This window comes from Campylobacter taeniopygiae (genome assembly GCF_005406225.1).
Lineage (GTDB): Bacteria > Campylobacterota > Campylobacteria > Campylobacterales > Campylobacteraceae > Campylobacter_D > Campylobacter_D taeniopygiae.
This window is the reverse complement of record NZ_NXLY01000002.1, coordinates 129,186-153,391: the sequence shown is the minus strand read 5'-3', so window position 1 is coordinate 153,391 and position 24,206 is coordinate 129,186. Positions and strand designations below refer to the sequence as shown.

The 24,206-nt window shown below is 30.5% G+C and carries 22 protein-coding genes and 1 pseudogene; 10 read left to right on the top strand and 13 right to left on the bottom strand.

Annotation, left to right across the window (positions count from 1 at the left end; translation table 11 throughout):
- From CQA75_RS01775 to CQA75_RS01760, 4 genes and pseudogenes are all read right to left on the bottom strand, one after another.
- Nucleotides 1–1,289, bottom strand: a pseudogene (locus CQA75_RS01775) (cache domain-containing protein); the annotation flags it as partial.
- A gap of 115 nt (nt 1,290–1,404) precedes the next feature.
- Nucleotides 1,405–1,914, bottom strand: a complete 510-nt coding sequence (locus CQA75_RS01770) for a DUF2393 family protein (protein ID WP_137623343.1) — start codon at nt 1,912–1,914, stop codon at nt 1,405–1,407.
- Nucleotides 1,914–2,444, bottom strand: a complete 531-nt coding sequence (locus tag CQA75_RS01765) for a DUF2393 family protein (protein WP_137623347.1) — start codon at nt 2,442–2,444, stop codon at nt 1,914–1,916. Before CQA75_RS01765 ends, CQA75_RS01770 begins: the two co-directional genes overlap by 1 nt.
- A gap of 19 nt (nt 2,445–2,463) precedes the next feature.
- Nucleotides 2,464–3,531, bottom strand: coding sequence for a prohibitin family protein (locus tag CQA75_RS01760; protein ID WP_137623342.1), 1,068 nt, complete (start codon nt 3,529–3,531; stop codon nt 2,464–2,466).
- A gap of 240 nt (nt 3,532–3,771) precedes the next feature.
- Here CQA75_RS01760 and CQA75_RS01755 point away from each other — a divergent pair, with 240 nt between their 5' ends.
- The 10 genes from CQA75_RS01755 (at nt 3,772) to CQA75_RS01710 (ending at nt 13,628) form a co-directional block, all read left to right on the top strand.
- Nucleotides 3,772–3,978 carry a tautomerase family protein gene (locus CQA75_RS01755; protein ID WP_137623341.1) on the top strand — a complete coding sequence of 69 codons (207 nt, stop codon included), beginning with the start codon at nt 3,772–3,774 and terminating at the stop codon, nt 3,976–3,978.
- On the top strand, nt 3,975–4,433 hold the full coding sequence (bcp, locus tag CQA75_RS01750; RefSeq protein ID WP_137623340.1) for a thioredoxin-dependent thiol peroxidase: 459 nt from the start codon (nt 3,975–3,977) through the stop codon (nt 4,431–4,433). The genes CQA75_RS01755 and bcp overlap by 4 nt, the downstream gene beginning before the upstream one ends.
- Nucleotides 4,433–5,506: an epoxyqueuosine reductase QueH gene (locus CQA75_RS01745; protein ID WP_137623339.1), complete on the top strand. Its 1,074-nt coding sequence runs from the start codon at nt 4,433–4,435 to the stop codon at nt 5,504–5,506. The genes bcp and CQA75_RS01745 overlap by 1 nt, the downstream gene beginning before the upstream one ends.
- Nucleotides 5,507–5,584: 78 nt before the next feature.
- Nucleotides 5,585–6,025, top strand: coding sequence for a 3-hydroxyacyl-ACP dehydratase FabZ (fabZ, locus tag CQA75_RS01740; protein WP_137623338.1), 441 nt, complete (start codon nt 5,585–5,587; stop codon nt 6,023–6,025).
- The gene (gene lpxA, locus CQA75_RS01735; RefSeq protein ID WP_137623337.1) at nt 6,025–6,816 is read left to right on the top strand and encodes an acyl-ACP--UDP-N-acetylglucosamine O-acyltransferase; all 792 of its coding nucleotides are present in this window, start codon (nt 6,025–6,027) and stop codon (nt 6,814–6,816) included. The genes fabZ and lpxA overlap by 1 nt, the downstream gene beginning before the upstream one ends.
- Complete coding sequence (gene clpX / locus CQA75_RS01730) at nt 6,809–8,032, top strand: ATP-dependent Clp protease ATP-binding subunit ClpX (protein ID WP_171000066.1); 1,224 nt, start codon at nt 6,809–6,811, stop codon at nt 8,030–8,032. Before lpxA ends, clpX begins: the two co-directional genes overlap by 8 nt.
- A 14-nt stretch (nt 8,033–8,046) precedes the next feature.
- On the top strand, nt 8,047–9,087 hold the full coding sequence (locus CQA75_RS01725; protein WP_137623335.1) for a rod shape-determining protein: 1,041 nt from the start codon (nt 8,047–8,049) through the stop codon (nt 9,085–9,087).
- Nucleotides 9,077–9,826 carry a rod shape-determining protein MreC gene (gene mreC, locus CQA75_RS01720; protein ID WP_137623334.1) on the top strand — a complete coding sequence of 250 codons (750 nt, stop codon included), beginning with the start codon at nt 9,077–9,079 and terminating at the stop codon, nt 9,824–9,826. Before CQA75_RS01725 ends, mreC begins: the two co-directional genes overlap by 11 nt.
- A gap of 101 nt (nt 9,827–9,927) precedes the next feature.
- Nucleotides 9,928–13,197, top strand: coding sequence for a carbamoyl-phosphate synthase large subunit (gene carB, locus CQA75_RS01715; RefSeq protein WP_137623333.1), 3,270 nt, complete (start codon nt 9,928–9,930; stop codon nt 13,195–13,197).
- A gap of 8 nt (nt 13,198–13,205) precedes the next feature.
- On the top strand, nt 13,206–13,628 hold the full coding sequence (locus CQA75_RS01710) for a Sua5 YciO YrdC YwlC family protein (RefSeq protein ID WP_137623332.1): 423 nt from the start codon (nt 13,206–13,208) through the stop codon (nt 13,626–13,628).
- On the opposite strand, the gene CQA75_RS01705 is transcribed toward CQA75_RS01710, so the two are convergent.
- Genes CQA75_RS01705 through CQA75_RS01665 form a run of 9 tightly spaced genes read right to left on the bottom strand, consistent with a single transcriptional unit; the run spans nt 13,614 to nt 24,158 of the window.
- Nucleotides 13,614–14,597, bottom strand: coding sequence for a transaldolase (locus CQA75_RS01705; protein WP_137623331.1), 984 nt, complete (start codon nt 14,595–14,597; stop codon nt 13,614–13,616). The two genes, CQA75_RS01710 and CQA75_RS01705, sit on opposite strands and share 15 nt — an antisense overlap.
- Nucleotides 14,597–15,220, bottom strand: a complete 624-nt coding sequence (gene serB, locus CQA75_RS01700) for a phosphoserine phosphatase SerB (RefSeq protein ID WP_137623330.1) — start codon at nt 15,218–15,220, stop codon at nt 14,597–14,599. Before serB ends, CQA75_RS01705 begins: the two co-directional genes overlap by 1 nt.
- Nucleotides 15,220–15,744 (bottom strand): chemotaxis protein CheW, encoded by a 525-nt coding sequence (locus CQA75_RS01695; protein ID WP_137621902.1) that lies wholly within the window; start codon nt 15,742–15,744, stop codon nt 15,220–15,222. The genes serB and CQA75_RS01695 overlap by 1 nt, the downstream gene beginning before the upstream one ends.
- A 4-nt stretch (nt 15,745–15,748) precedes the next feature.
- Complete coding sequence (locus CQA75_RS01690; protein WP_137623329.1) at nt 15,749–18,019, bottom strand: hybrid sensor histidine kinase/response regulator; 2,271 nt, start codon at nt 18,017–18,019, stop codon at nt 15,749–15,751.
- Between the two features lie 3 nt (nt 18,020–18,022).
- Nucleotides 18,023–18,976, bottom strand: a complete 954-nt coding sequence (locus tag CQA75_RS01685; protein WP_137623328.1) for a chemotaxis protein — start codon at nt 18,974–18,976, stop codon at nt 18,023–18,025.
- Nucleotides 18,969–19,727, bottom strand: coding sequence for a UDP-2,3-diacylglucosamine diphosphatase (locus tag CQA75_RS01680; RefSeq protein WP_342772951.1), 759 nt, complete (start codon nt 19,725–19,727; stop codon nt 18,969–18,971). The genes CQA75_RS01685 and CQA75_RS01680 overlap by 8 nt, the downstream gene beginning before the upstream one ends.
- 2 nt (nt 19,728–19,729) lie before the next feature.
- Nucleotides 19,730–20,215 carry a transcription elongation factor GreA gene (greA, locus tag CQA75_RS01675; RefSeq protein WP_137621905.1) on the bottom strand — a complete coding sequence of 162 codons (486 nt, stop codon included), beginning with the start codon at nt 20,213–20,215 and terminating at the stop codon, nt 19,730–19,732.
- Nucleotides 20,216–20,226: 11 nt separating this feature from the next.
- Nucleotides 20,227–21,321 (bottom strand): lipid-A-disaccharide synthase, encoded by a 1,095-nt coding sequence (gene lpxB / locus CQA75_RS01670; protein WP_137623327.1) that lies wholly within the window; start codon nt 21,319–21,321, stop codon nt 20,227–20,229.
- Nucleotides 21,318–24,158: a DEAD/DEAH box helicase family protein gene (locus tag CQA75_RS01665; protein WP_137623326.1), complete on the bottom strand. Its 2,841-nt coding sequence runs from the start codon at nt 24,156–24,158 to the stop codon at nt 21,318–21,320. Before CQA75_RS01665 ends, lpxB begins: the two co-directional genes overlap by 4 nt.
- Nucleotides 24,159–24,206 lie beyond the last annotated feature (48 nt).

Genomic DNA, 24,206 nt, shown 5'->3' with positions numbered 1-24,206 from the left:
TCTCCTTTTTCTACTACTTGAACAGTAGAAACAGATTCTTTTACAGCTTGGTTATCTTGTTCTAAACCTTGTTTAGTCATAAGGATGTTTTCATTGATGATTTTGCCCATTTGTCCTAATTCGTCATTGCTATGGATTTCTATAGTTTGAACATCTTTAGTTTCATGATTTAAGAAGCGGAAGAAATTTTGTAAATAATGCAAAGTCATACTGATTTTACTGCTTATTATTTTTCTAACGCAAATATAAATAACGCCTAAAACTATCACTAAAAAGATAATAGCAATTATAATAATAGAAAATTGTAATTTATATACGGGAGCTAAAACCGATGAACGCGGTGTCGTTACTAATATACTCCAGTGACTTGAATCATTAAGTGTGCTAAAGGATACCACAGAAGCATAGCTTAAAAATCCTGTGGAAGTAAGAAAATCATTCATAAGTAAATCTTTATGTCCCTTAATCGCTTCTACGATAGGTTTAACAGAAGGAGAATGATTATAATCACTTATTTTTTCTAAAAGTGCTTTAGGATTTTCATGTATAATAAATCTTGCATCATCCGAGAAAAGGATTCTTTGATCGCCTTCATGAAAATTTAATTTTGGATCCAGTAAAGTTTTGGACATTTCTGAAAATTCTAGAGAAAAACCTAAAGATCCGATATATTTTCCACTTTTATTGAAAAGCGGTATAGCAAAATTTATTCCTAGGAATTCGCCATACCCATAGTTTAATTTCTTAGGTTTTCCAAATTCAACATGAGGATTATTAAAATCAGCATTTTTCTCGACTTTTTGTAAAACTTGAGTATTTTGATAAAGATTTTCATAAGGAGTTATTTTTATTCCACCGGCACTTCCTAGAGTTGAATCGTAAAAAATCATTGATAAGGTGCCGTCTTTATTTAAGAATTTGTCTTTATCGCCGCCAACAAGTATTGAAGGATCTTTTAAATATAAAAAAGCATAAGTGGTATGAATGCTACCATCTAAAGTATTTTTAATTAAATTCTGTACTATGTTAGTATTAACTTGTCCATCATCTTTTATTATATCTTGAATCGCCATATCTGTAGTATTTGAAAGCACTATAGGCTCGTTAAGTGCAGATTGCATATAGTTTATATATCTTTTTGAAGCTATTGTAATGGCTTCTTCAGCTTGTTTTTCCATATTTGAAGAGACTTGTAAAGATATGAAAAAAATCATTATTGCTAATCCTATGATGATGCTTATGGCAGCACATAAAATCAGTTTTGTGCCAATATTTAAAGATTTAAACATCTTTTAATCCTTTCGTAAAAATAATTTAAATTTTGCAAATGGATATAATATCTATATTTATTTTAAAAAAAAATAATTAAAAGGTAATAATAAATACTTAATAGTAAATTTTATTTTAAAAACATTTAAAAGTATGATAAAATTCTACATCATTAAAGCTTGGTGGAAATGGCACTGAAGCTGAAAAATTTTTGTAAGTATTTCCAGGAAGATTATCTATAATTTCTATAGTGTAAGAAACACTCATATTTTTCATTTTAGCATTTCGGATATTTTTATCGTCAAAAATATCTCCACTTACATGTTGTTTATTGAATATATTAAGCATTAAATAGCATTTTTTAATATTGAATCGAGTTAAATTTTCTACTTTTCCATTAATGATAACGCTTTCATTTCTTAAATCTCTAGTATAGGATAAATTATCAAGTTTAGCTTGAACGGTAAATTGATTGATGGTTAAAAAAATAGAGTAAATCAATAATGCGGAAAAAATAGTATTGATGGTATAAGCCATTAAAGCTATTTCTTTTTGCTTTATCTTTAAAAAAATTAAAACACAAATTAAAACAAAACAAACAATTATAACAATAAAAGCGAATAAGTGATAAATTGTAAGTTGCATTAAAAACACTCTGAAGCTAGATGTATGGTGAAGTTATTTTCATATTGAAAATTCTCAAAGGCAACTCTTTGAAATTGAGTTGTATTTTTCTTTAAGTTTTTTACTTCAGCACTTTTTTGTCTATAAGGTATAAATTTATTTTTATATCGATTGATAAAATTATCTTTTGGCGAGACATTTTTAAAAATTTTTGTTGTAATTTTACATTCTTTAAAATCATGTTTTGAGGTATTGCTTATATTAAAATCAACAATTAAATCTCCAGAGGTATGTAGCATTCTTTGAGATATAATTTCAAGAGTTCTACTTCTTGCCTCGTGATCTATTATTTTAAATCCAAAAATAAAGACTATGAAGCAAAAAATTAAATTTAAAGCAATGATAAAAAGCGCTATAACTGGTCTATGGCGTAAAAAAACACATAAAAGCGAAACTCCGGTGAAAAGAAAAAAAATAAACAAAATGAGCATATAATCTACCAAATATAAATGAGTGGTATAAAAAAGCACTATTTCTCTTATTTTTTCTATCACCGTTTTTTCCTAAAAATTATTGAAAGGAGCTTTGTTTTTTAGCATCTTTGGTATCAACCCAAATATTAGGCACAGCTCCGCCAGGTGTTAAGAAAATTTTAGCATCATTATTGATTTTTAAAGCCTCGTTAAATTCCTTTTGTGTTTCTATTTGTTTTAAAGTCAATAAAGAATTATTTAAGCTATTGGCGATTTCTTTATTAGAATAAGCTTGCGCATCGGCTTGAATTTTAACAGCTGTGGCCTTACCCTTAGCACTTATAATAGTTGCATTTGCTTCACCTTCTGCTAAAGCCGCTTTTTTCAATGCTTCTTGATTGGCTCTTTCAACTTCATATTTTGCTCTTTCTGCTTCTTGCTTGGCAATTTGAACACGTTCTATTTGTTCTTTTACTTTAGAAGGCAAGATGATTTCTCTTAATTGAACTGCACGAAGTTCAACAGGTTTGTTTGGTTGAGCAGATATGGTTTTTCCTATTCCTTCTTCAATTTGTGCTGCTATGGTATTACGATTAGTAGGCAATTCTTCGGCTGTATATTTTCCTACGACACTTCTTACAACATCACGCACTACAGGATCAATAATTTTATTTTCCCAGTTTAATCCCCAAGTGGCAATGGTTTGTGGTACTTGAGAAGGGTTTAAGCGGTATTGCACTGTTACATCTATAAATACAGGAAGTCCTCTTGAGTCTAAAACAGAAATACTGTTTTTATTGATAACGCCTGATCCAGAACTTAAATTTTCATTAGCACCTTCAAAAGATGCATAATTGATTTGTCGTATTCTTGTATCAATAATAGTGATTTTTTGAATAAAAGGTAAGAAAAAATGAAGTCCCGGAGCGATAGGTTCGGGATCGTATTTACCTGTATTTGATTTGATTCCCATTTCTCCAGAGTTAATCACCACAAAAGGTTTGATGAGTATAATAAATATGATTAGTATTGCTATTGTATAGACAAAGGGTGAAATTTTTCCAAAAAATTTAAAATCAGACATTTTGAAATTAAAGTTTTTTTGATTATTTTCATTGGAATTTTTATTTTTCTTATTAAAATAATCATTTAAATCAGCTGGCATTTTTTTCCTTAATTTTGATTTTTAAAAATTTAGGACTCAATTCTATCAAAAATAAACTAACAATAAACTTTTAATAATATTTTAAATTCGGTTGCATTAAATGCAAATAATTAAGAATTAAGCTTGATTTAATTTAGTAAAGCTTGAAATTTTTATAAAAATAACTACAGATTTTACAATGATTAGTATTGTTTTATTTTATTAAATTTGAAATAATTACAAAAATTAAAAGGAGAAAAAATGCCAATTGTAAATATAAAATTAGCTAAACCCGCATTAAGCAAGGAGAAAAAAGCTGAACTTATAGCTGATATTACTCATCTTTTAAGCACAAAATATAATAAAAATAAAGAAAGAGTAGTTGTAATGATAGAAGATGTAGAAAATTATGATATAGGATTTGGCGGAGAGAGTGTAGAGCAAATTAAAGCAAAGGCTGCAAAATGAGTGATTTAAAAATAGGAGACAAAGCTCCCGAATTTGAGCTTTTAAATCAAGATGGAATTAAAATAGCACTCAAAGATTTTATCGGAAAAAAAGTGATTTTGTATTTTTATCCAAAAGATAATACCCCAGGTTGTACAACAGAAGCGTGTGATTTTAGTCAAAATTATGATCGTTTTAGCGATAAAAATGCTGTGATTTTAGGAGTAAGTCCAGATAGCACCTCTACTCATGAAAAATTTATCTCTAAATTTGATTTAAAACATATTTTATTGAGTGATAATGAAAAAGAAGTGGCAAAACTTTATGGAGCTTGGGGGCTTAAAAAAAATTACGGCAAAGAATACGAAGGCATTATACGTTCGACTTTTGTGATTGATGAAAATGGAAAAATTATGCAAATTTATAGCAATGTTCGCGTAAAAGATCATGCTTTAAAAGTGCTTGAAAGTCTTTAATGCTTGTACATATTTGTTGTAGTGTAGATAGTCACTATTTTATAGAAGAGCTAAGAAAGGCTTATCCTAAGGAAGAAATTATAGGTTATTTTTATGATCCTAATATCCATCCTTTAAGTGAATATGAATTGCGATTTTTAGATGTTAAAAGAAGTTGCGAGAAGCTAAAAATCAAGCTTTATAAAGGTGAATATGAGTATGAGAAATGGCTCAATGCTGTGCGTGGATTTGAAGATGAGCCAGAGAAGGGCGCAAGATGTAAGATTTGTTTTGATTTAAGAATGAGGTCTTGTGTAGAATTTGCCGCTAAATTAGGACAAAAAAAACTTACCACTACGCTTTTAACAAGCCCAAAAAAAGATTTGGAACAATTAAAAAATGCTTTACAAAAAGAATGCGAACCTTATGGTATAGAATTTTTAGCTCCAGATTTTCGTAAAAATGGAGGAACGCAAAGACAATTTGCTTTAGCTAAAGAACAAAAACTTTATCATCAAAATTATTGTGGGTGTATTTATGGACTGAAAAAACAAAAGCAGGATAAAAGTTTTATTGATGAATTGATGTCTCCGATTAATGGACAAATTTTGCCCGCAAGTATAGAATCTAGAATAGCTTTTTATAAAAAAATTAAAACTCTTGAAAAAAAAGGAAAAAAATTTGAAATCAAAAGAGATAAATTTTTAAATTACCGACTTTTAAACGCTTTAGTAAAATTGGATAAAAAACCAATTAAATCATATATTTTATTTTATTCTCATTTTAAAAATTCTTATACAAAATTGAGCATAGAAAAAGATAAAGTTGATTTTTATGTCAGTTTTAAAGATGAAATTAATTTTTGGAGTTTTAAATATTTTAATTCTTTATTAAAAAATAAATTTAAGACTTTTGAAGAGTTTTTAAATAAGCCTTTAAAAATCAATCAAGAAATCAATTTACGTCACAAATTATTTAATTCTTATAATCTCTCTCCCGTGATTATCTTAGATCAAATTCATCAAGGTCGTTATGAAATTTGTGCCAAAAGTGAAATTTATTTTGATACAGAGGAAAAAATTCTTTTAATTTAAAAATAATTTTTATGCTTTTGTTAGTATTTTTTTTGTAAAATTTTAATTTTCATAGAAGAAAACACATGAGGGCTTTAAATGATAAATGTATCGCAAATTCAAGAAATTTTACCACACCGATATCCTTTTTTATTGGTTGATAGAATTGTTGATTTAAAGAAAAATGAGATAGTTAAAGGATACAAAAATATCAGCATTAGTGATCCTGTTTTTTTAGGTCATTTTCCAGATCATCCTATTTATCCAGGTGTTTTAATTTTAGAAGGAATGGCACAAACGGGTGGAGTGTTGGCTTTTGAAAGTATGGATGATAAGGTAGATCCTAAAAGTAAAGTTGTATATTTTACCGGCATTGATGGAGCAAAATTTAGAAATCCAGTGCGTCCAGGAGATCGACTTGATTATGAAATGAAAGTAGTGAAAAATCGTGGTAATATGTGGGTTTTTAAAGGTCAAGCTTTTGTGGATGAAAATTTAGTTGCAGAAGCCGAACTTAAAGCGATGATTGTGGATAAGTAATGACAAAAATTCATCCTAGTGCAGTGGTAGAAGAAGGTGCAATTCTTGGTGAAGATGTTACAATTGAAGCCTATGCATATGTAAGCAAAGAAGCAAAAATAGGAAATAATGTTACCATAAAACAGGGAGCTAGAATTCTTTCAGATACAACAATAGGAGATCATTCTAGAATTTTTTCTTATGCTATTGTGGGCGATATTCCTCAAGATATTTCTTATAAAGATGAGCAAAAAAGTGGTGTTATTATAGGTAAAAATGCAACCATAAGAGAATTTGTAACTATTAATTCGGGCACAATAAAAGGAGATGGCTTTACACGTATAGGCGATAATGCTTTTATCATGGCTTATTGTCATATCGCACATGATTGCATTTTGGGTCATAATATAATTTTAGCCAATAACGCAACCTTAGCAGGTCATGTAGAACTTGGAGATTTTTGCGTCGTTGGAGGTTTAACACCTATTCATCAATTTGTAAAAGTAGGAGAAAGTTGTATGATCGCAGGCGCGAGTGCTTTATCTCAAGATATCGTTCCTTTTTGTTTAGCTGAAGGAAATCGTGCTAGCATTAGAAGTTTAAATTTAGTAGGCATACGCCGCCGTTTTGATAAAGATGAAGTGGATGTTTTAAATAAAGCTTTTAAATTTCTATTTAGAAAAGGGAATTTAAAAGATAATGCCCAAGAGCTTCTTGAAAACACACAAAGTGAGAATGTTAAAAAAATGTGCGATTTTATTTTGACAACAAAGCGTGGAATTCCAGTATATAAAGGTAAAAATAATGCCTAGAAAATGTAGTTTTTGTAATGAATTTGAAAATTCTCAAAGAAGAATTTTGGAAAATGGTGATCATAATTCTTTTATTTGCGAGTGTTGTGTTGAGGCAGCTTATAATATTATTTTTGGAGAAGAAAAAGAGACTAAAGAAAGTGAGCAAGGGCACAATATTAATTTTAATGATATGACGCCAAAAATTTTAAAAGAGTATCTTGATCGTTATGTGATCGGGCAAGAAAGAGCTAAAAAAGTTTTTAGCGTGGGTGTTTATAATCACTATAAAAGATTATTTAGATCAAAACTCGACGGAGATGATACAGAGCTTTTTAAATCAAATATTTTACTGGTCGGTCCAACTGGAAGCGGTAAAACTTTGCTTGCACAAACTTTGGCCAAATTTTTAGATGTGCCTATAGCAATTTGTGATGCAACGTCTTTAACTGAAGCGGGTTATGTTGGTGAAGATGTTGAAAATATACTTACACGTCTTTTACAGGCTGCTGATGGAGATGTTGAACGTGCTCAAAAAGGTATTGTTTTTATTGATGAGATTGATAAAATTGCAAGAATGAGTGAGAATCGATCTATAACTAGAGATGTAAGCGGAGAAGGGGTACAACAAGCCTTACTTAAAATCATAGAAGGTAGCCTTGTAAATATTCCTCCAAAAGGTGGGAGAAAGCATCCTAATCAAGATTTTATCCAAATAGATACATCAAATATTTTATTTGTTTGCGGTGGAGCTTTTGATGGCTTAGATCTTATATTAAAACGCAAGTTAGGTGATAAAGTTGTAGGTTTTTTTGATGATAATACTCAAGAAAATAAAGCCTTACTTGATAAAATCGAACCGGATGATTTAGTTCATTTTGGCCTTATACCTGAATTAATCGGGCGTTTGCATGTTATAGCATCTTTAAATGAACTTGATGAAGATGATATGGTAAGAATTTTAACAGAGCCAAAAAATGCTATTGTTAAGCAATATCAAAAACTTTTTGCAATTGATAATGTGAATTTAAAATTTGAAGATGAAGCCTTAAAAGAAATTGCTAAATTGGCTTTAGAAAGAAAAACTGGTGCTAGAGGACTTAGGAGTATTATAGAGGAAATGATGGTGGATTTAATGTTTGAATTACCAGAATATAAAAACTATGATATTATTATTACAAAAGAAGTTGTAAGAGATAATGCTAAAGCATTATTGATTAAAAAGAAAATAAGCTAAAATAAAGGAATGTAATGATTTTAGATCAACTTATAGGATTTTTTTCGAGCGATATGGGTATAGATCTTGGAACGGCTAATACTCTTATTTTGGTTAAAGATAAAGGCATTGTTATCAATGAGCCTTCTGTTGTTGCGGTTGAGCGTGAAAAATACGGCGCTAAAGCCAAAATTTTAGCCGTAGGAAAAGAAGCTAAAGATATGGTGGGCAAAACTCCTGGCAATATAGAAGCAATTCGTCCAATGAAGGATGGAGTGATTGCTGATTTTGACATTACTGAAAAGATGATCCGATATTTTATTGAAAAAACACACAGAAGAAAGTCTTTTTTACGCCCTAGAATTATCATTTCAGTTCCTTATGGTTTAACTCAAGTTGAAAGAAAAGCGGTTAGAGAAAGTGCTTTAAGTGCTGGAGCTAGAGAGGTATTTTTAATAGAAGAACCTATGGCAGCAGCTATAGGAGCGAATTTACCTATTGATGAGCCTAAAGGAAGTTTGGTTGTAGATATTGGCGGTGGAACGACAGAAATTGGGGTCATTTCTTTAGGTGGACTTGTGATTTCAAAGTCAATCAGAACAGCCGGTGATAAATTGGATATGAGTATTGTAAATTATGTTAAAGAAAAATATAATTTAATTATTGGAGAAAGAACGGGTGAAGAGATAAAAATCACAATAGGTTCAGCTATTCAACTTCCAAAAGAGCTTTCTATGGTGGTTAAGGGTCGAGATCAGGTAAGCGGGCTTTTAAGTCGTATAGAGCTTACTAGCGAAGATATTAGAGAGGCAATGAGAGAGCAGCTTAAAGAAATAGCGGATGCCTTAAAAATGGTTCTTGAAATGATGCCACCTGATTTAGCAAGTGATATTGTAGAAAATGGAGTTGTTTTAACTGGTGGAGGAGCCTTAATCCGTGGTCTTGATAAATATCTTTCAGAAATTGTTCGTTTGCCAGTATATATTGCCGATGAACCACTTTTAGCTGTTGCTAAGGGAACGGGTAAAGCATTAGAAGAAATTTCAATTTTGCAACAGCTAACTAATGAAGAATAAACTTATTTTTATTCTTATTTTATTTTTTTTAATCTTTATATCTTTTTATTATGGAGGGTTAATTAAAAAAAATGTTCTTTTTGTAAATGATGTAGTTATAGAAAAATTTTATGGAATTAAGGATTTTATTTCCGAAGAGTTTTCTAAGCATTTTAATCAAGCAGAACAAATCGAAAAACTAAAAGCTAGAAATCAAGAGTTAGAGTATATGGCAGTTTTAACTACAAGCTTTGCCAATCAACTCAACCGAATTTTAGAAGATAAAAATTCAACCAAATATTTACCTCAAGTTTCTTTAACAAGAGCTATTTCTTATGTAAGCTTAAATGATTATAAGAGATTATGGCTTGATTTTGCTAGAGTTCCGCCTGATAAAAATAAAGGTTTAATCTATCAAGGATATACAGCGGGTATTGCTATCAATAAAAATGATAGAGCTATGGCAATTTTGCAAGGTGATGAAAAATGTGTTTTTGCAGTTTATATAGGAAAAGATAAAATTCCAGGACTTCTTCAAGGTGAAAATGGTAAGGTTGTGGTTAATTTTATTGCAAAATCTGCCAAAATACATATAGGAGATGAAATTTTAACCAGTGGGCTTGATAATATATTTTTTTCAGATGTTCCAGTGGGCAAAGTAGTGGCAATTAGCGATGGAGAAATTTATAAAAGCGTTGTGGTAAAACCTTATGTTAAAATCAATATCCCTGCTTATCTTTATATTGTCGATAGTGTATGATTAAAGATATTTTTTCTTCTAGAAATTTAAAAAAAATATATTAAAACTCAATGTAAAATTTGTTATAATTAGGGCTAAATTACGCTACTTAGGAAGGATTTATGCCAAAAAGAACCGATATAAAAAATATTTTACTTATAGGAAGTGGTCCTATTGTGATAGGTCAAGCTTGCGAGTTTGATTATTCTGGGACTCAAGCAGCTAAAACCTTGAAAGAATTAGGTTACCGTATAGTGCTTATTAATTCTAATCCTGCGACGATTATGACAGATCCAGAATTTGCAGATGCAACTTATATAGAACCTATTATAAAAGAAAATATTTTAAATATTATTAAAAAAGAAAAAATTGATGCTATTTTACCTACTATGGGTGGGCAAGTAGCACTTAACGTCGCTATGGAAGTTTATGAAAGCGGACTTTTAGGAGATGTGAAATTTTTAGGGGCAAATCCTGAAGCGATTAAAAAAGGCGAAGATCGTCAAGTTTTCAAAGAGTGCATGAAAAAAATTGGTATGGATTTGCCAAAATCGATGTATGCGTATAATTATGATGAGGCCTTAAAAGCTGTTGATGAAATTGGTTTTCCTTTAATGATCCGTGCTTCTTATACTTTAGGTGGCGCTGGAAGTGGTGTTGTTTATAATATGGATGAATTTAAAGAGCTTGCTAATATGGCCTTAGCTTTATCTCCTATACATGAAATTCTTATAGAAGAAAGTTTGCTCGGATGGAAAGAATATGAGATGGAGGTTATACGCGATAAAAATGATAATTGTATTATTGTTTGCAGTATAGAAAATGTCGATCCTATGGGGGTGCATACGGGCGATAGTATTACCGTGGCACCTGCTCTTACTTTAACTGATAAAGAATATCAAGTTATGCGAAATGCTTCCTTTGCTATTTTACGTGAAATCGGAGTGGATACTGGCGGTTCAAATGTGCAATTTGCTGTCAATCCAAAAAATGGCAGAATGATAGTGATAGAAATGAATCCAAGAGTTTCAAGATCGAGTGCTTTAGCAAGTAAGGCAACGGGATATCCTATAGCAAAAGTAGCGACTCTTTTAGCGGTTGGTTTTACCTTAGATGAAATAAAAAATGATATCACAGGAACTCCGGCTAGTTTTGAACCTGTGCTTGATTATATTGTTACAAAAATTCCTCGTTTTACTTTTGAAAAATTTCCAAACGCAGATACAACTTTAGGCACAGCAATGAAGAGTGTAGGTGAAGTGATGGCCATAGGTCGCACTTTTAAAGAGAGTATTCAAAAAGCACTTTGTTCTTTAGAGCGATCTTTAAGTGGATTTGATGAGGTTAAATTTGAAGATAAGAATGATCTTATATTTAAAATTCGCAATCCTAATGAAAAAAGATTGCTTTATGTTGCACAAGCTTTTAGAGAAGGATTTGATATAGAAGAGCTTTATGAGTTAAGCAGTATAGATCCTTGGTTTTTAGCTCAAATTAAAGAAATTGTAGATTTTGAAAAACAAATCGATATGGATATTTTAAATGATAAATTTCATTTAAGAAAAGCAAAAACTATGGGCTTTTCTGATAAGATGATCGCCTTGCAAGTTAATTTAAAAGATAATTTAGAACTCAGTCAAAATGATATTTATTATGCAAGAATGAAACATAAAATCATAGCAGAATTTAGCGAAGTGGATACTTGTGCAGGTGAATTTAAAGCCTTAACTCCTTATTTTTATTCTAGTATCAATGTGAGTGAATTAACTCAAAGTAAGCAAGAATCAAGAGATAAAAAAGAAAAAAAAGTTATGATTATAGGGGGTGGGCCAAATCGTATAGGACAAGGGATAGAATTTGATTATGCTTGTGTGCATGCTTCTTTTGCCTTAAAAGATATGGGCATAAAAACCATTATGTATAATTGTAATCCAGAAACTGTTTCAACTGATTATGATACGAGTGATATTTTATATTTTGAACCTATTGATTTTGAACATTTAAGAGCTGTGATTGAGCGAGAAAAACCTGATGGAATTATTGTGCATTTTGGCGGTCAAACTCCATTAAAATTCGCTAAGCGTCTTAGTGCTTTTGGTGCAAAAATTATAGGCACAAATGCAAGAGTGATTGATATGGCTGAAGATAGGAAAAAATTTGCTGAATTTATTGAAAAAATAGGTATTAATCAGCCTAAAAATTCGACAGCAATTACCGTAGAAGAAGCAGTGCTAAAAGCGAGTGAAATTGGTTATCCGGTTTTAGTTCGTCCAAGTTATGTTTTGGGTGGTAGAGCCATGCGTGTAGTGAGTAATGAATCCGAACTTCGAATTTATATGCAAGAAGCGGTAAGTGTAAGTGATAAAAGTCCGGTTTTAATTGATCAATATTTAGACAATGCTACAGAAATTGATGTGGATGCAATTTGCGATGGAAAAGATGTTTATATTGCTGGAATTATGGAGCATATTCAAGAAGCAGGAGTTCATTCTGGTGATAGTGCTTGTTCTTTGCCGCCTTGCAATATAGATGAAAAAATGCAAAATTTAATTGCAGAAAAAACAGCAGATATAGCTTTAAATTTGGGTGTTGTTGGACTTTTAAATATCCAATTTGCTATTTACAATAATGAACTTTATATCATAGAAGTTAATCCTAGAGCGAGTCGAACTGTGCCTTTTGTCAGTAAAGCTACAGGTCTTCCTTTGGCTAAAGTAGCAACACGTGTGATGTGGCAAGGCGATTTAAAAGAAGCTTTAAAATTTTACGATCGTTTTAAAATTATTGATTTTACACGAAAAATTTTACAACCTAAAGCTTTAAAATATGTTAGCGTAAAAGAAGCGGTTTTTCCGTTTGCAAAACTAAGCGGTAGTGATTTAGAACTTGGACCTGAAATGCGTTCTACTGGTGAAGTAATGGGAATTAGTAAAGATTTTGCTAATTCTTTTGCAAAAAGTCAAATTGCATCGTTTAATCATTTGCCAGAAAACGGAGTTGTATTTATTTCTTTAAAAGAAAAAGATAAAAAGTATGCTAAAAAAATGGCTGCAGAATATACTAAATTAGGCTTTAAGTTAATGGCAACGAGTGGAACTTGTAAAGAAATACAAGCGAATGGCTTTGACTGTGAGCTTGTACATAAAATTTCTGAAGGTCGCCCAAATGTTGAGGATAAATTAAAAAATGGTGAAATTAATCTAGTGATTAATACAAGCGATAGTCATAGTTTTCAAGGAGATACTAAAAAAATCCGTGAAAATATCATACGCTTTAAAATTCCATATTTTACTAATTTACGTTCTGCTTTAGCGGGTGCTAAGTCGATCAAAGCTATACAAGGAAAAACTTATTTGGAAATAAAAAGCTTACAAGAGCACTTAAAAGTTTAAAATATTTTATGATCTATTTAGCGCAAACAGATACAACAGCTGGTTTCTTAAGTAAAAATTTAGAAGAAATAAATGCCTTAAAAGGCAGGGCTAAAAATAAGCCTTGTCTTATCACTTCAGCAAAATTTAGCGAGTTGCAAAATCTCACAAGGGTGCCAAAAGGTTTTAAAAATTTGGTGCGTCGTGCTAAGAAAACTACTTTTATTTATCCTAATAATCAAGCCATCCGTATTGTTAAAGATTGTAAGCATGCTGAATTTTTATTTCAAAATGGTTTTTTTTACTCGAGTTCTGCAAATAAACATGGAAAGAAATTTGATGAAATTTGGGCTAAAAGTGTAGCTGATGTGATTTTAGATAAAGTTTTTTTTGAAAGCACTCCCTCTAAAATATTAAAAATCAGAGGGAGTAAAAAGTTAAAAATCCGATAAAGCTTTTAAAATTTCCTCAAAAGCTATGCAAAATTGTTCTAAACCTTCTTTCAATAAAACATCATAAGATTGTTTCAATTCATCCTCTGCGATTATTTGATCAAGTTGTGTTTTAATTTCTGTATTATCCAGTGGATTTTTAAAATCAAATTTCCAATCAAAAGCTTTAATGGCATCAAGTGGAGCAGTATTTACGCTATTTTCAAAAAGAAGTTCTTTGATATAATAATCTTTTGGCAGATCATCACCTTTTACTCCGGTGCTAGCAAAAAGTGGACGGATATTAGGCTCATTTTGACTTACAATGTAATTATAAGCTAAATTTGCATTTAGGATCCCTATGCGATTTTGTTCTTTTGTTTTTGCATTTAAGAGTCTATCAAAACGACTCACAAAGATACTGATTACAGCTTTTGGAGTATTTAGATTTCCTTTTAAATGGGCATGAGTTTTTCTAAATTCTATTAAACCTTGATTAAGAGCTTCAAAACATTGCTTATTTTGTTCTTGTGAAAAAATCAGCGTTGCATTTACATTGATACCATTTTTCATGAGTTCATACATGACTTCATAAGAAGCTTTGGTTGCTGGGATTTTAATCATAACATTTTCTTTAGCAATGGCTGTATAAAGTTTTTTTGCTTCTCCTAAGCTTAAAGTAGTGTTATCATAAAGCCTTGGATCTATTTCTATACTGATAAAACCATCATTTTTTTGATAAAATAAAGGAGCGAGTTTATCAGCGGCTTTTTTGATATCATAAATGGCAAGTTCTTCGTAAATTTCTTTTACTTTTTTGCCTTTTAAAACAGCGATTTTATTTTGATAAACTGGAGAATTTAAAATAGCATTTTTAAAAATTGCTGGATTAGAAGTCGCACCATTAATCCCAAAAGATAATAGGTTTAAAAAATCATGATCTAAAAAACTATTTTCAATAAAATCACACCACAAAGAAAATTTTTTCATTATATAGCCTTTATTATTTCTTTTAAATCTTTTTTGTTTATGCAAATATCGGCCTTAGATTGCAAAAGTTCATTAGCACAAAATGCAATTTTTAAGCCACTTTCTTCAAACATAGCGATATCATTAAAGCCATCTCCAACACACATAACTTCTTCATTTTTTAAACAAAGCATTTTTTTGAGTTTTTGAAGCATCAGTCCTTTAGAATTTAAAAACATCATTTCTCCACCTACACATCCAGTGAGAATATCGTTTTTATGATGTAAATGATTGGCAAAACCTACATCAATATTTAACTTTTGCATTGCTGGATTAATTCCTTCGTAAAAACCACCACTAAAAATAGCTAAAAATATGTTTTTGGATTTTAAAAATTCGCAGAGTTCATAGGCTCCATTCATCAATGGAAGTTTTTGTCCTATTTCTAAAACTTTTGTATAAGACATGCCTTTAAGATAAGATACTTTTTTAACAAGAATTTCAAAAAAATCAAGTTGTTCGTTAGAATTTGTGTAAGTGATATTTTTTACTTTATCACCTACACCATAAGAATCAGCTAAGATATCTATAGTTTCGCCATCCATTAAAGTGGAATCAAAATCAAAAATACAAAGCTTTATCATCAAAATTCACGTTTAAGTAAGGCTTCAACCTTTAAAATGGTTAAGATATTCTCATCTCTTTTACCTATACCGTATATCATACCTTTTTCTTTAAGTAAAGTTTCAGGTGGCGGATCAATACGGTTTCTATGAATTTTAATAGCCTCTGTTAATCTATCTATGACAAAACCCGCATTTCCAGAAGCATTGCTACCTGCATCAGTTGAACCCCTTAAAACAATATAGCGAGTTTGAGGAGTCATTTTTGAGCTACCCAAATGAAAACGCTGTGCTAAGTCAATAAGTGGCATAACATTACCACGCATATTAAACACACCTAGAACATAATCAGGCACACTTGGAACCCTTGTATATTCTATAGGTTTAATGATTTCTTGAATATTGAGGATTGGAATAGCGTATTCTTCATCTCCAACCACAAATCCAACAAGTTGAATAATATCATCTTCTTTTTGATCGATATCAGGACCAGCTATCTGAGTTTGCTGTTTTTGCAATATTTGCTCTAATTTTTCATTACTCATATTCTTATCCTAGTTTTAAATTTTTTCTCACCACATTTTCCAAATATTCTGGAGAATAAGGCTTCGTAATATATTCAGTCATACCTACTTCCACTCCTCTTAAGCGGTCTGTTTTGCTTGTCCTAGAGGTTACAGCTATAAGTGGTAAATTGCGATATTTAGAATATTTTCTAATTTCAGCTGCTAAGGTATAACCATCCATTCTTGGCATTTCAATATCTATAAGCATAGCATCAATATCGTGCTCACCAGATTTTACAATATTAAGTGCTTCAGCTCCATTTGTTGCTTCGATCAAGCTTACTCCAAGTGGTTCTAATGCTTTTTGCATTAAAGTTCTATCCATTTTAGAATCATCTACGATTAAAACTTTATAATCACTTGGTTGTTCTTTCACTTTTTTAGAACTGGCTTCAAGTTGGGCTTTAATATCAACTTTAATTTCTTTAGCCATATCCATCATAGCACCCACGTCGATGATCAATGTTACTCTACCATCGCCACGTATTGTAGCTCCAGCTATACCTTGGATATTTTGTAAGTATTCTCCCATAGATTTGATAACAATTTCTTCTTGTCCTACGAGTGTATCTACTATAATACCAAGCTTACTTTCAGCTACACCGATGACTACAACATAGGTTTGATCACCACTTTCAAGTACTTGTTTAACACCAAATACATCAGAAAGTCTCACAAGAGATAAAACTTCATCTCTTAAGCGTAATACATTTTTACCTTCAATAGTATAAATATCATCAACTGGCACTCTAACAGTTTCAAGAACACTTGCCAATGGAATAGCATAAAATTCTTCTTGAGTTCCAACAAGCAAAGATTGGATAATAGCCAAAGTAAGAGGAATTTTAAGTTTAAAGGTACTTCCCTTACCTAATTCGCTATCAATTTCAATCACACCATTGAGTTTTTCAATATTGGTTTTAACAACGTCCATTCCAACGCCACGTCCAGAAACATTGGTAACCTTAGCTGCAGTTGAAAAACCTGGTTTGAAAATAAGTGCAAAGGCTTCTTTGTCGGTCATTTGATCTGCTTCTCTTTCTGTGATCAAATTTTTCTCCATAGCTTTTGCTTTTAAGCCATTTGGATCAAGCCCTTTACCATCATCGGTAATTTCAACAACTATATGATTTCCTTCGTTGTAAGCTTTAAGCTGAACGATACCTTTTTCAGGTTTGCCATTAGCTACACGAGTTGCTGGATCTTCTACTCCATGATCGCAAGAATTTCTAATCATATGCATGATTGGATCGCCGATTTCTTCAACAATAGATTTGTCAAGCTCTGTTTCTTCACCAGAAATTTCAAGTTCTATTTGTTTGCCAAGCTCACGACTTAAATCACGAACAACTCTTGGGAATTTATTGAAAACTTTCGCAATAGGTTGCATCCTAGTTTTCATAACCGCTAATTGAACATCGGTTGTGATAATACTAAGCTGACTTACAACTTGATTGAGTTCTTCAAGGAATTTTTCACCTTCATAACGCTCTTCAACATCATCATAAATTTTAAGTAAGCGGTTTTTACCAAGAACAAGTTCTCCGATTAAATTCATCAAATGATCTAATCTTTTAACTTCAACACGAATGGTTTGATCCATACCTCCACCGCTACTTGATGCTGGAACTTTCTTTTCACCACTTTCTGTTTTTTGTGGAGCTTGTGTTGTTGGATTTTTCTTTTTTTGCGCACGACGTGCTTGATCTTCCGCTTTTCTTACTTTTAGCAATCTTTCAATTTCAGCTTCTACTTCAGAATCGCTTAATTGATTAACATCTACTTCTGGTTCTTGCACAGGTTCTTCTTGAGGAGTTTCTACTGGTTTTTCTTCTACTGGTGCTGAATTTCCAGCTGGAGATTCTCCTTCAGAAATAGCAGTCAATCTTGTGCAAATCGGCTCTATATCCATACCTATAGCTGTATCATTTCCATTGTCACGGATAGAGTTAAGTAGAGTTTTCATCCTATCGATGGATTCTAAAACTACATCCATAATATCTGGAGTGATTTTTAATTCCCCATGTCTTGCTTTATTTAAAACATCTTCCATGTGATGAGTTAATTTTGTCAAAACATCAAAATTTAAAAAGCTTGAAGAGCCTTTTACTGTGTGTGCAACACGGAAAATTCTATTAAGTAATTCTAAATCTTCTGGATTTGATTCAAGTTCTACCAAATCATGGTCGATTTGCTCAACTAGCTCAAAAGCCTCAACTAAAAAGTCTTCAAGTATTTCTTGCATATCTTCCATATTTTACCCCTGTTCTTGTGATTGGTGTCTTTTTAAAACTTTAGTTACTTCACTAAAGAAATCACTAGCATTAAATTTAACCAAATAGCCTTCTCCACCAGCTTCTTGGACACCTTTTTCATTCATAAATTCATTAGACAATGATGAGTTAAAGACAATAGGAATATCTTTAAATCTTACATCATCTTTAAGACGTGCTGCAAAATGGAAACCATCCATTTGAGGCATTTCAACATCACTGATTATAATTTTTAAAATATTACATAAATTTTCACCATAAACTTGGCTGAGTTCTTCAAGTTTGTTTAAGCCTTCAACTCCGTCTTTAGCCTCAACAACTTGCAAGCCAAGTTGTTGCATCATATCTTTTACACGTTTTCTAGCTGTTAAGCTATCATCTAAGATAAGTGCTGTTCCGCTAAATTTTTCTAATTTGTAATCAACATCAGTTTTAGGTGCGTAAATTCCTAGTTCTTCTATAACGCTTTCTAGATCAAGTATCAGTAATACTTCGTCATTTTCTATACGTGTAACTCCGGTAATTTTACCTTTATCTAAAGCACCAGAGCCTGCTGAAAAACTTGCTGGTTCTATATCTCTCCAATTGATACGACGAATTCTTTTAGCTTCATGCACAATAAAACCTATAAGAATATTGCTAAATTCGGTAATAATTACCCTAGGTTTTAGCAAAGTACTTTCTGGCTCGGTGATTTGCATCCATTTAGCAAGATTAACTACAGGAATAACGATACCACGAAGATCAAAGATCCCTTCGATGTATTCAGGTACTCCTGGGAGTTCTGTAAGGGTTGGAATTTTGATAATTTCTCTAACCTTAGAGACATTTACTCCATAAATTCCTTCATAAATCTTATCTTGTCCTTGCTTAAAGATACGGAAATCGACAAGCTCCATTTCATTTGAACCCGTTTTCACGATATTTTCATCAAACATTTTGACCCCTCAATTTCTGTTCTCGAAATTCAATTTCTTGTTTGTATTCTACTAAAAAAAAACTTTCCTTATGTGCAAAACTATCAGGATTAAAATATTTAATGTCTTTTTTATCGATAATAAAATTTTGATGATAATGCCCTTCACACACCCAAGAGCCTAAATTCCTATATTTTAGATATCTTTCATTGGCTAAATTTTCAAAATTTTTTATCTTATAAAATAGATTTTTTCGATTTTGATTTTTTAAGATTTTTTTTGATATAGCGTGAAAACTGATTTGATTTATCCAGTTTAAAAATACAAGTAAATAATGATTTCTAAGGCTTTTGAGTGCAAATTGTAGGCAAGGAGATAAAAAAATATCGCCATGTGCTAAAAAAATATAGGAATTTTCATTTTTAACTTTACTTGTGTGCAATTTAAGTTTCAAAGGTTGTTTTTCTAGGGAAAAAATTTTTACCTTTTCAAAAAAGCAAGAAAGATTAAAATCATGATTTCCTTCAAGGTAGATTATTTCTATTTTTTGTGCTAATTCTTCAAGTAAATAAATATAGGGTTTTGCAAATTCATGAGTAGCAGAAATTTCTCCGATGAGCAGATCAAAAATATCGCCCATTAAGATGAGTTGAGGTGTGGAAATTTCATCATTTTTCAAAGCTTGTAAAAATTTCCAAAAGCCTCTTCGTTGAGTATTTTCATGTGCATCGGCAATTAAAATTGCCTTATTTTGTAAGATTAATTCTTGCATCCTTAGAATTTCAAAGGTTCATAGCTAATAGAAACGATCTCAAATTCGCTTTCACCTTTAGGTAAGCGAACTTTAAATTCATCGCCTTCTTTTTTTCCAAGCATAGCTTTTGCTATAGGTGAAGCAATGGAAATATAACCTTTATCCAAATTTCCTTCACAAATTCCAACGAGGGTGTATTTACTTTCTTTTTCAGTGTCCAAATCCATAATCACAACACTAGATCCAAATTTTACGCTATCGTGTTCATAACTTGCAGGATCTATAACTTGCGCACGAGCTAGCAAATCGCTAAGTTCTGCTATGCGACTTTCGATTAAGGCCTGTTTTTCTCTTGCTGCGTGGTATTCTGCATTTTCTTTTAAATCCCCATGACTTCTTGCAGTGTCGATTTCTATGACGACTGCTGGGCGTTGATTGTCTTTTAAGTCTTTCAATTCAGCAACTAATTTATCATATCCAAATTGACTCATTGGTTCTTTTTGCATAATTTATCCTTTTAATTTTCATCAAGTATTTTAGCTAAATTTTTTGCACTTCCAAATTTTAAATACTGTTTTAAAAAATTAACTTTAGCAAAAAAACTCTTATAATCGTATTTAAGATAAGCTTGATATAAATTTTCTACATTGACTTCATTTTGTAAGAATTCAGGGTTTAGCTCTTCTTTTCCTGCAAAATCGCAAAAAATATTTGCAAGGCCGATGTGTTTTAACTTTACAAAAAGCCTTGCTATAAAAATATCAATCGCCTTTGCTTTGTAAGCAAGAACAAAAGGAGTTTCAACCAAAGCTGCCTCCAAAGTTGCTGTGCCACTGCAAATAAAGGCAAAATCTGATTTTTTTAAAACTTTAGGTGTATTACTCTCTATTTTAAATTCGCTAATATCGCCATAAAGATCGAGTTTGTTAAGATTAAAAGGAGGGATACAAAGGATCTTTTCACCTTGAAAATTTTTAGAAAGCTCTTTAAAAATAGGCATTAAGCGTTTGATTTCACTTCTTCTTGATCCAGGTAAAAAAGCAACGATTTTTTCATGTTCTTTTTTTGAAAGTAGAACTTGTGTATCTTTTTCATCTTTAAATTCTTTGATTTCGTCCAAAAGTGGGTGCCCAACGTAAATACTTTTGCTAAAAAACTGATCATCAAAAGGCAAAATAGAGGCTAAAACATCAAAATGACTTTCTATGATGGGAATTCTTCCTTTTTTCCATGCCCAAACTTGAGGTAAGATATAATAAATTCTTTTTATCTTAGAATCGGCTTTTTTTAAAGCTTTCGCAAAAGGGATGTTAAAAGCGGGAGAATCTATACATAAAATCGCATTTATTTTTTGCGTAAAGCTTAAATGGACTAATTCTTTTATCGCGCGTTTTGCTTTAAAGATAAGAGGTAGGATCTCTACAAAACCCATAGCGCTAAATTCGTGTGAGCTATAGAGGGGTTTTGAGTTTAGATTAAATTCATCGCATAAACTCTCATCATAAATTCCCACCAAATCAAATTCTTTATACTCATCTTTATAGGCTTTTAAAACTTCTTTGAGGTGCAAATTTGCTGAAGGTTCTAAGGCACAAACGAGAAAGGTTTTCATTTGAAAATATCCTCTATATTTGCTTTAACAAATTCTTTTAATTCGTCCGATACAAATGCATCTCCTTCTTTATTGTAAAAAAATAAATTAACTTTTATATTTTTATCTTCATAAATTAAATTGTTATTTTCAAATATTTCTTTAAATCCTTTTAATTTAAATCTAGGATTATCTTCTATTTTTAAACCTTTTGGATCTATAAAATATATAATAAATTCTCCGCTTTGTTTATGTTTTAACCAAAATATAAAATCAGGATAAAATTTTCTTTCTTTTTGTTGCTCTTCATCAAAATATGGAATATAAATTTCATCTTGATTTTCTACTAATTTAGAAAAATACCATTTATATTGCTTAAAAAAAGGCAAATTTAAGTTTTCTTCTAATTCATTTAAAAATTCTTTTTCACTTTTATTGGAAATAGCAAAATTAATTTTATTTTCTTTATCATTTTCATTATAGATAATTAAAGGATTATAATAATGTTTGCTAAGCCTTGCACTAATTGTATATCCTTGCACTTTTTTGCTTTTATCACTTTCTTTTATGCTCCGCATTAGCTCATCTAAATTTATCTTTTTATTCTCGAAATCTGCTTTTAGTTCATCTTCATTTTTTGCATTTAAAACATCTTTTATAACCTTGTTGATCTCTTGAACTGTTTCAAGATCTAACTTTGCTTGTATATTTTTATGATGTGTTATTTCTTTATCTAGCTTTACAAATTTATCTAAAATTTTAGTATTGGAATTTAATACATTATTGATTGTTTTTAATGTTGTTTTTTCATTAAATTCTACCTTGTCTCCTGATAGCTGTATTCTACTTTCTTTTTTATCGATAAATTTATGTAACTCTTGCAATGTAGAATATTTAAAATTTTTATATAAACACTGTTCTAAAATTAAAACATCTTCATCGTAAGAATTTATAAACTCTTCTAAAGAATTTGCTTCTCTTTTTGAGATTTTATAAATATTTTTTAATTTTGCTTCATTTTTGTATTTTGGCACTGGTAAGTTAAATGATAATTTTGTTTCCTTAAAGCCTTTAAGAAATCTACTCTCCATAAATTCATATTCTATGCCCTCTATAATAGCTTTAATGGCTTCATTATCGCTCGCCATTACAAAAAGAGTTTCTAAACCATATGCTAATTTTATACATTGCTCATCAATTTCAAATGTTTCTTTTAGGGGATATAATCTTTTTCTTTGATTTAAAAAAGGTTCTATTCTGACTCCCCTTCCTATGGTTTGAAGGACATATTTTTTAGCGTTAATGCTACCTATGTTTATAAAAGAGATTAAATTTACACGATTACTATCCCATCCTTCTGAAAAAACTTTACTTCCTAGCATTATATTAATAGGTGAATTTTCACTATTGATATCTTCAAAATAACTTTGTGATATATCTTTGATGCTTTCTACTCCAAGCTCAAGTAGAAATTCTTTTTCCCATTCTTTTGCGTTTGAAATATTTAAAAGCATGAAAGGTTTATTGGAATTTTTACTTTGAAAGGCTAATTCTTTATCATTTCCTTTAATAGTGTAACATTCCAAATTTGCATTTGAGCTCGCATAAAAAATATTTTTTCTAAGCTCATCATTGTTTGCATTTTTAATATGATTTAAAAATTCATCACTTAATTCATTTTCATTAAAAAATAAATTTTGATTTTGAAGTTTATTATAAAGATTTGAAGCTAAATTTTTTATATCAGTTTTATTTTTTAGCACATCAAGTATTGCTTTAAAATATAGTTTAATTCCTGCATCTTGAGTATTTACTTTATCAGAAACTGCTATCATTAAAGGATTGTGATATTTAAAATCTTGTCTTTTTGAAAACAGTTCTTCTTTTGTCTTAACAATGGCATTAAAAATCAAAAAACTTTCTAAAATTGTTTTCATTTTGTTTTCATCGCTGTTTTCATTTTTAAATTCTAAATTTTCACTTAAAACCGCAATATTTTTGCCATACCCATCTTGGTTAAATTTTTGCAAATTATAATTATAAGCACAAGTTATAAAGTCTATTTCATCTTCAAAAGTAGCTGAAAAATTAAACACAAAACCTTTAGGAAATTCATCTTCTTCAGTAAAACCCCTAGCAATTTCATGATAATAGTTTTTTCTTAAAGATGTTTTGCTATCGCCTCTGTGTGCTTCATCTAGCAATATATACCAACCGTCTTGATTTAAATAATTTTTATAATTTAATCTTTTTGCTTTTTTATCTTTGCCTACGTTTTCTTCGTTTTCGAGTAAATCACTCCTAGAAAAATACACCACAGCTTCATTTAGCAAACTAACATCTTTTTCCAAGTTTTCAAAATCTTTTAGATCTTTTATTTTGATAAAATCACTATGATGATTATTGTATTTTGCTATATTTGCTTTAAATTGATTTAAAATTTTATCATTAGGGGCTAAAAGCATTATAGGTTTTTTAGGCAAAAGTTTATTTTTAATGAATTTATTTATCAAGGCTATGAGTTTAATCATAACTATGGTTTTTCCACTTCCTGTGGCCATCCAAAAAGAAGCCCTTGCAATATCTTTTTTTTGAATTTTTATATTTTTGCTTTCTTCTTGATAAAATTCTAAGAGTTTTCTACGCTCTTGATTATGTATATCAGATTTTAATTCATCGCTCATATAAAAAGAAAGAATGGTTAAGGCATGTTTAATACTTCTTTTTTGATAGTATTGTAAATTTATGCCATTTGAAAAGCTATCAAAATCATAACCTTTATCAAAATCTTGCATAAGTATTTTTTTATGGATAAATTCATTTAATAATAAATGTTTTTTTGTATTTTGTTTTGCCATTATCTTTCCTTATAAACCCTTTGCTTTGGTATTTTATAAATAAAATTT

Bases quoted from the DNA above. Each gene is read 5' to 3' on its own strand.
- CQA75_RS01755 (WP_137623341.1), top strand. From the start codon at position 3,772: ATGCCAATTGTAAATATAAAATTAGCTAAACCCGCATTAAGCAAGGAG.
- CQA75_RS01665 (WP_137623326.1), bottom strand. From the start codon at position 24,158: ATGGCAAAACAAAATACAAAAAAACATTTATTATTAAATGAATTTATC.
- CQA75_RS01695 (WP_137621902.1), bottom strand. From the start codon at position 15,744: ATGAGTAATGAAAAATTAGAGCAAATATTGCAAAAACAGCAAACTCAG.
- bcp (WP_137623340.1), top strand. From the start codon at position 3,975: ATGAGTGATTTAAAAATAGGAGACAAAGCTCCCGAATTTGAGCTTTTA.
- CQA75_RS01770 (WP_137623343.1), bottom strand. From the start codon at position 1,914: ATGCAACTTACAATTTATCACTTATTCGCTTTTATTGTTATAATTGTT.
- CQA75_RS01745 (WP_137623339.1), top strand. From the start codon at position 4,433: ATGCTTGTACATATTTGTTGTAGTGTAGATAGTCACTATTTTATAGAA.
- CQA75_RS01760 (WP_137623342.1), bottom strand. From the start codon at position 3,531: ATGCCAGCTGATTTAAATGATTATTTTAATAAGAAAAATAAAAATTCC.
- greA (WP_137621905.1), bottom strand. From the start codon at position 20,215: ATGCAAAAAGAACCAATGAGTCAATTTGGATATGATAAATTAGTTGCT.
- lpxA (WP_137623337.1), top strand. From the start codon at position 6,025: ATGACAAAAATTCATCCTAGTGCAGTGGTAGAAGAAGGTGCAATTCTT.
- CQA75_RS01685 (WP_137623328.1), bottom strand. From the start codon at position 18,976: ATGTTTGATGAAAATATCGTGAAAACGGGTTCAAATGAAATGGAGCTT.
- CQA75_RS01710 (WP_137623332.1), top strand. From the start codon at position 13,206: ATGATCTATTTAGCGCAAACAGATACAACAGCTGGTTTCTTAAGTAAA.
- lpxB (WP_137623327.1), bottom strand. From the start codon at position 21,321: ATGAAAACCTTTCTCGTTTGTGCCTTAGAACCTTCAGCAAATTTGCAC.
- CQA75_RS01690 (WP_137623329.1), bottom strand. From the start codon at position 18,019: ATGGAAGATATGCAAGAAATACTTGAAGACTTTTTAGTTGAGGCTTTT.
- serB (WP_137623330.1), bottom strand. From the start codon at position 15,220: ATGATAAAGCTTTGTATTTTTGATTTTGATTCCACTTTAATGGATGGC.
- CQA75_RS01725 (WP_137623335.1), top strand. From the start codon at position 8,047: ATGATTTTAGATCAACTTATAGGATTTTTTTCGAGCGATATGGGTATA.
- clpX (WP_171000066.1), top strand. From the start codon at position 6,809: ATGCCTAGAAAATGTAGTTTTTGTAATGAATTTGAAAATTCTCAAAGA.
- mreC (WP_137623334.1), top strand. From the start codon at position 9,077: ATGAAGAATAAACTTATTTTTATTCTTATTTTATTTTTTTTAATCTTT.
- CQA75_RS01705 (WP_137623331.1), bottom strand. From the start codon at position 14,597: ATGAAAAAATTTTCTTTGTGGTGTGATTTTATTGAAAATAGTTTTTTA.
- fabZ (WP_137623338.1), top strand. From the start codon at position 5,585: ATGATAAATGTATCGCAAATTCAAGAAATTTTACCACACCGATATCCT.
- carB (WP_137623333.1), top strand. From the start codon at position 9,928: ATGCCAAAAAGAACCGATATAAAAAATATTTTACTTATAGGAAGTGGT.
- CQA75_RS01680 (WP_342772951.1), bottom strand. From the start codon at position 19,727: ATGCAAGAATTAATCTTACAAAATAAGGCAATTTTAATTGCCGATGCA.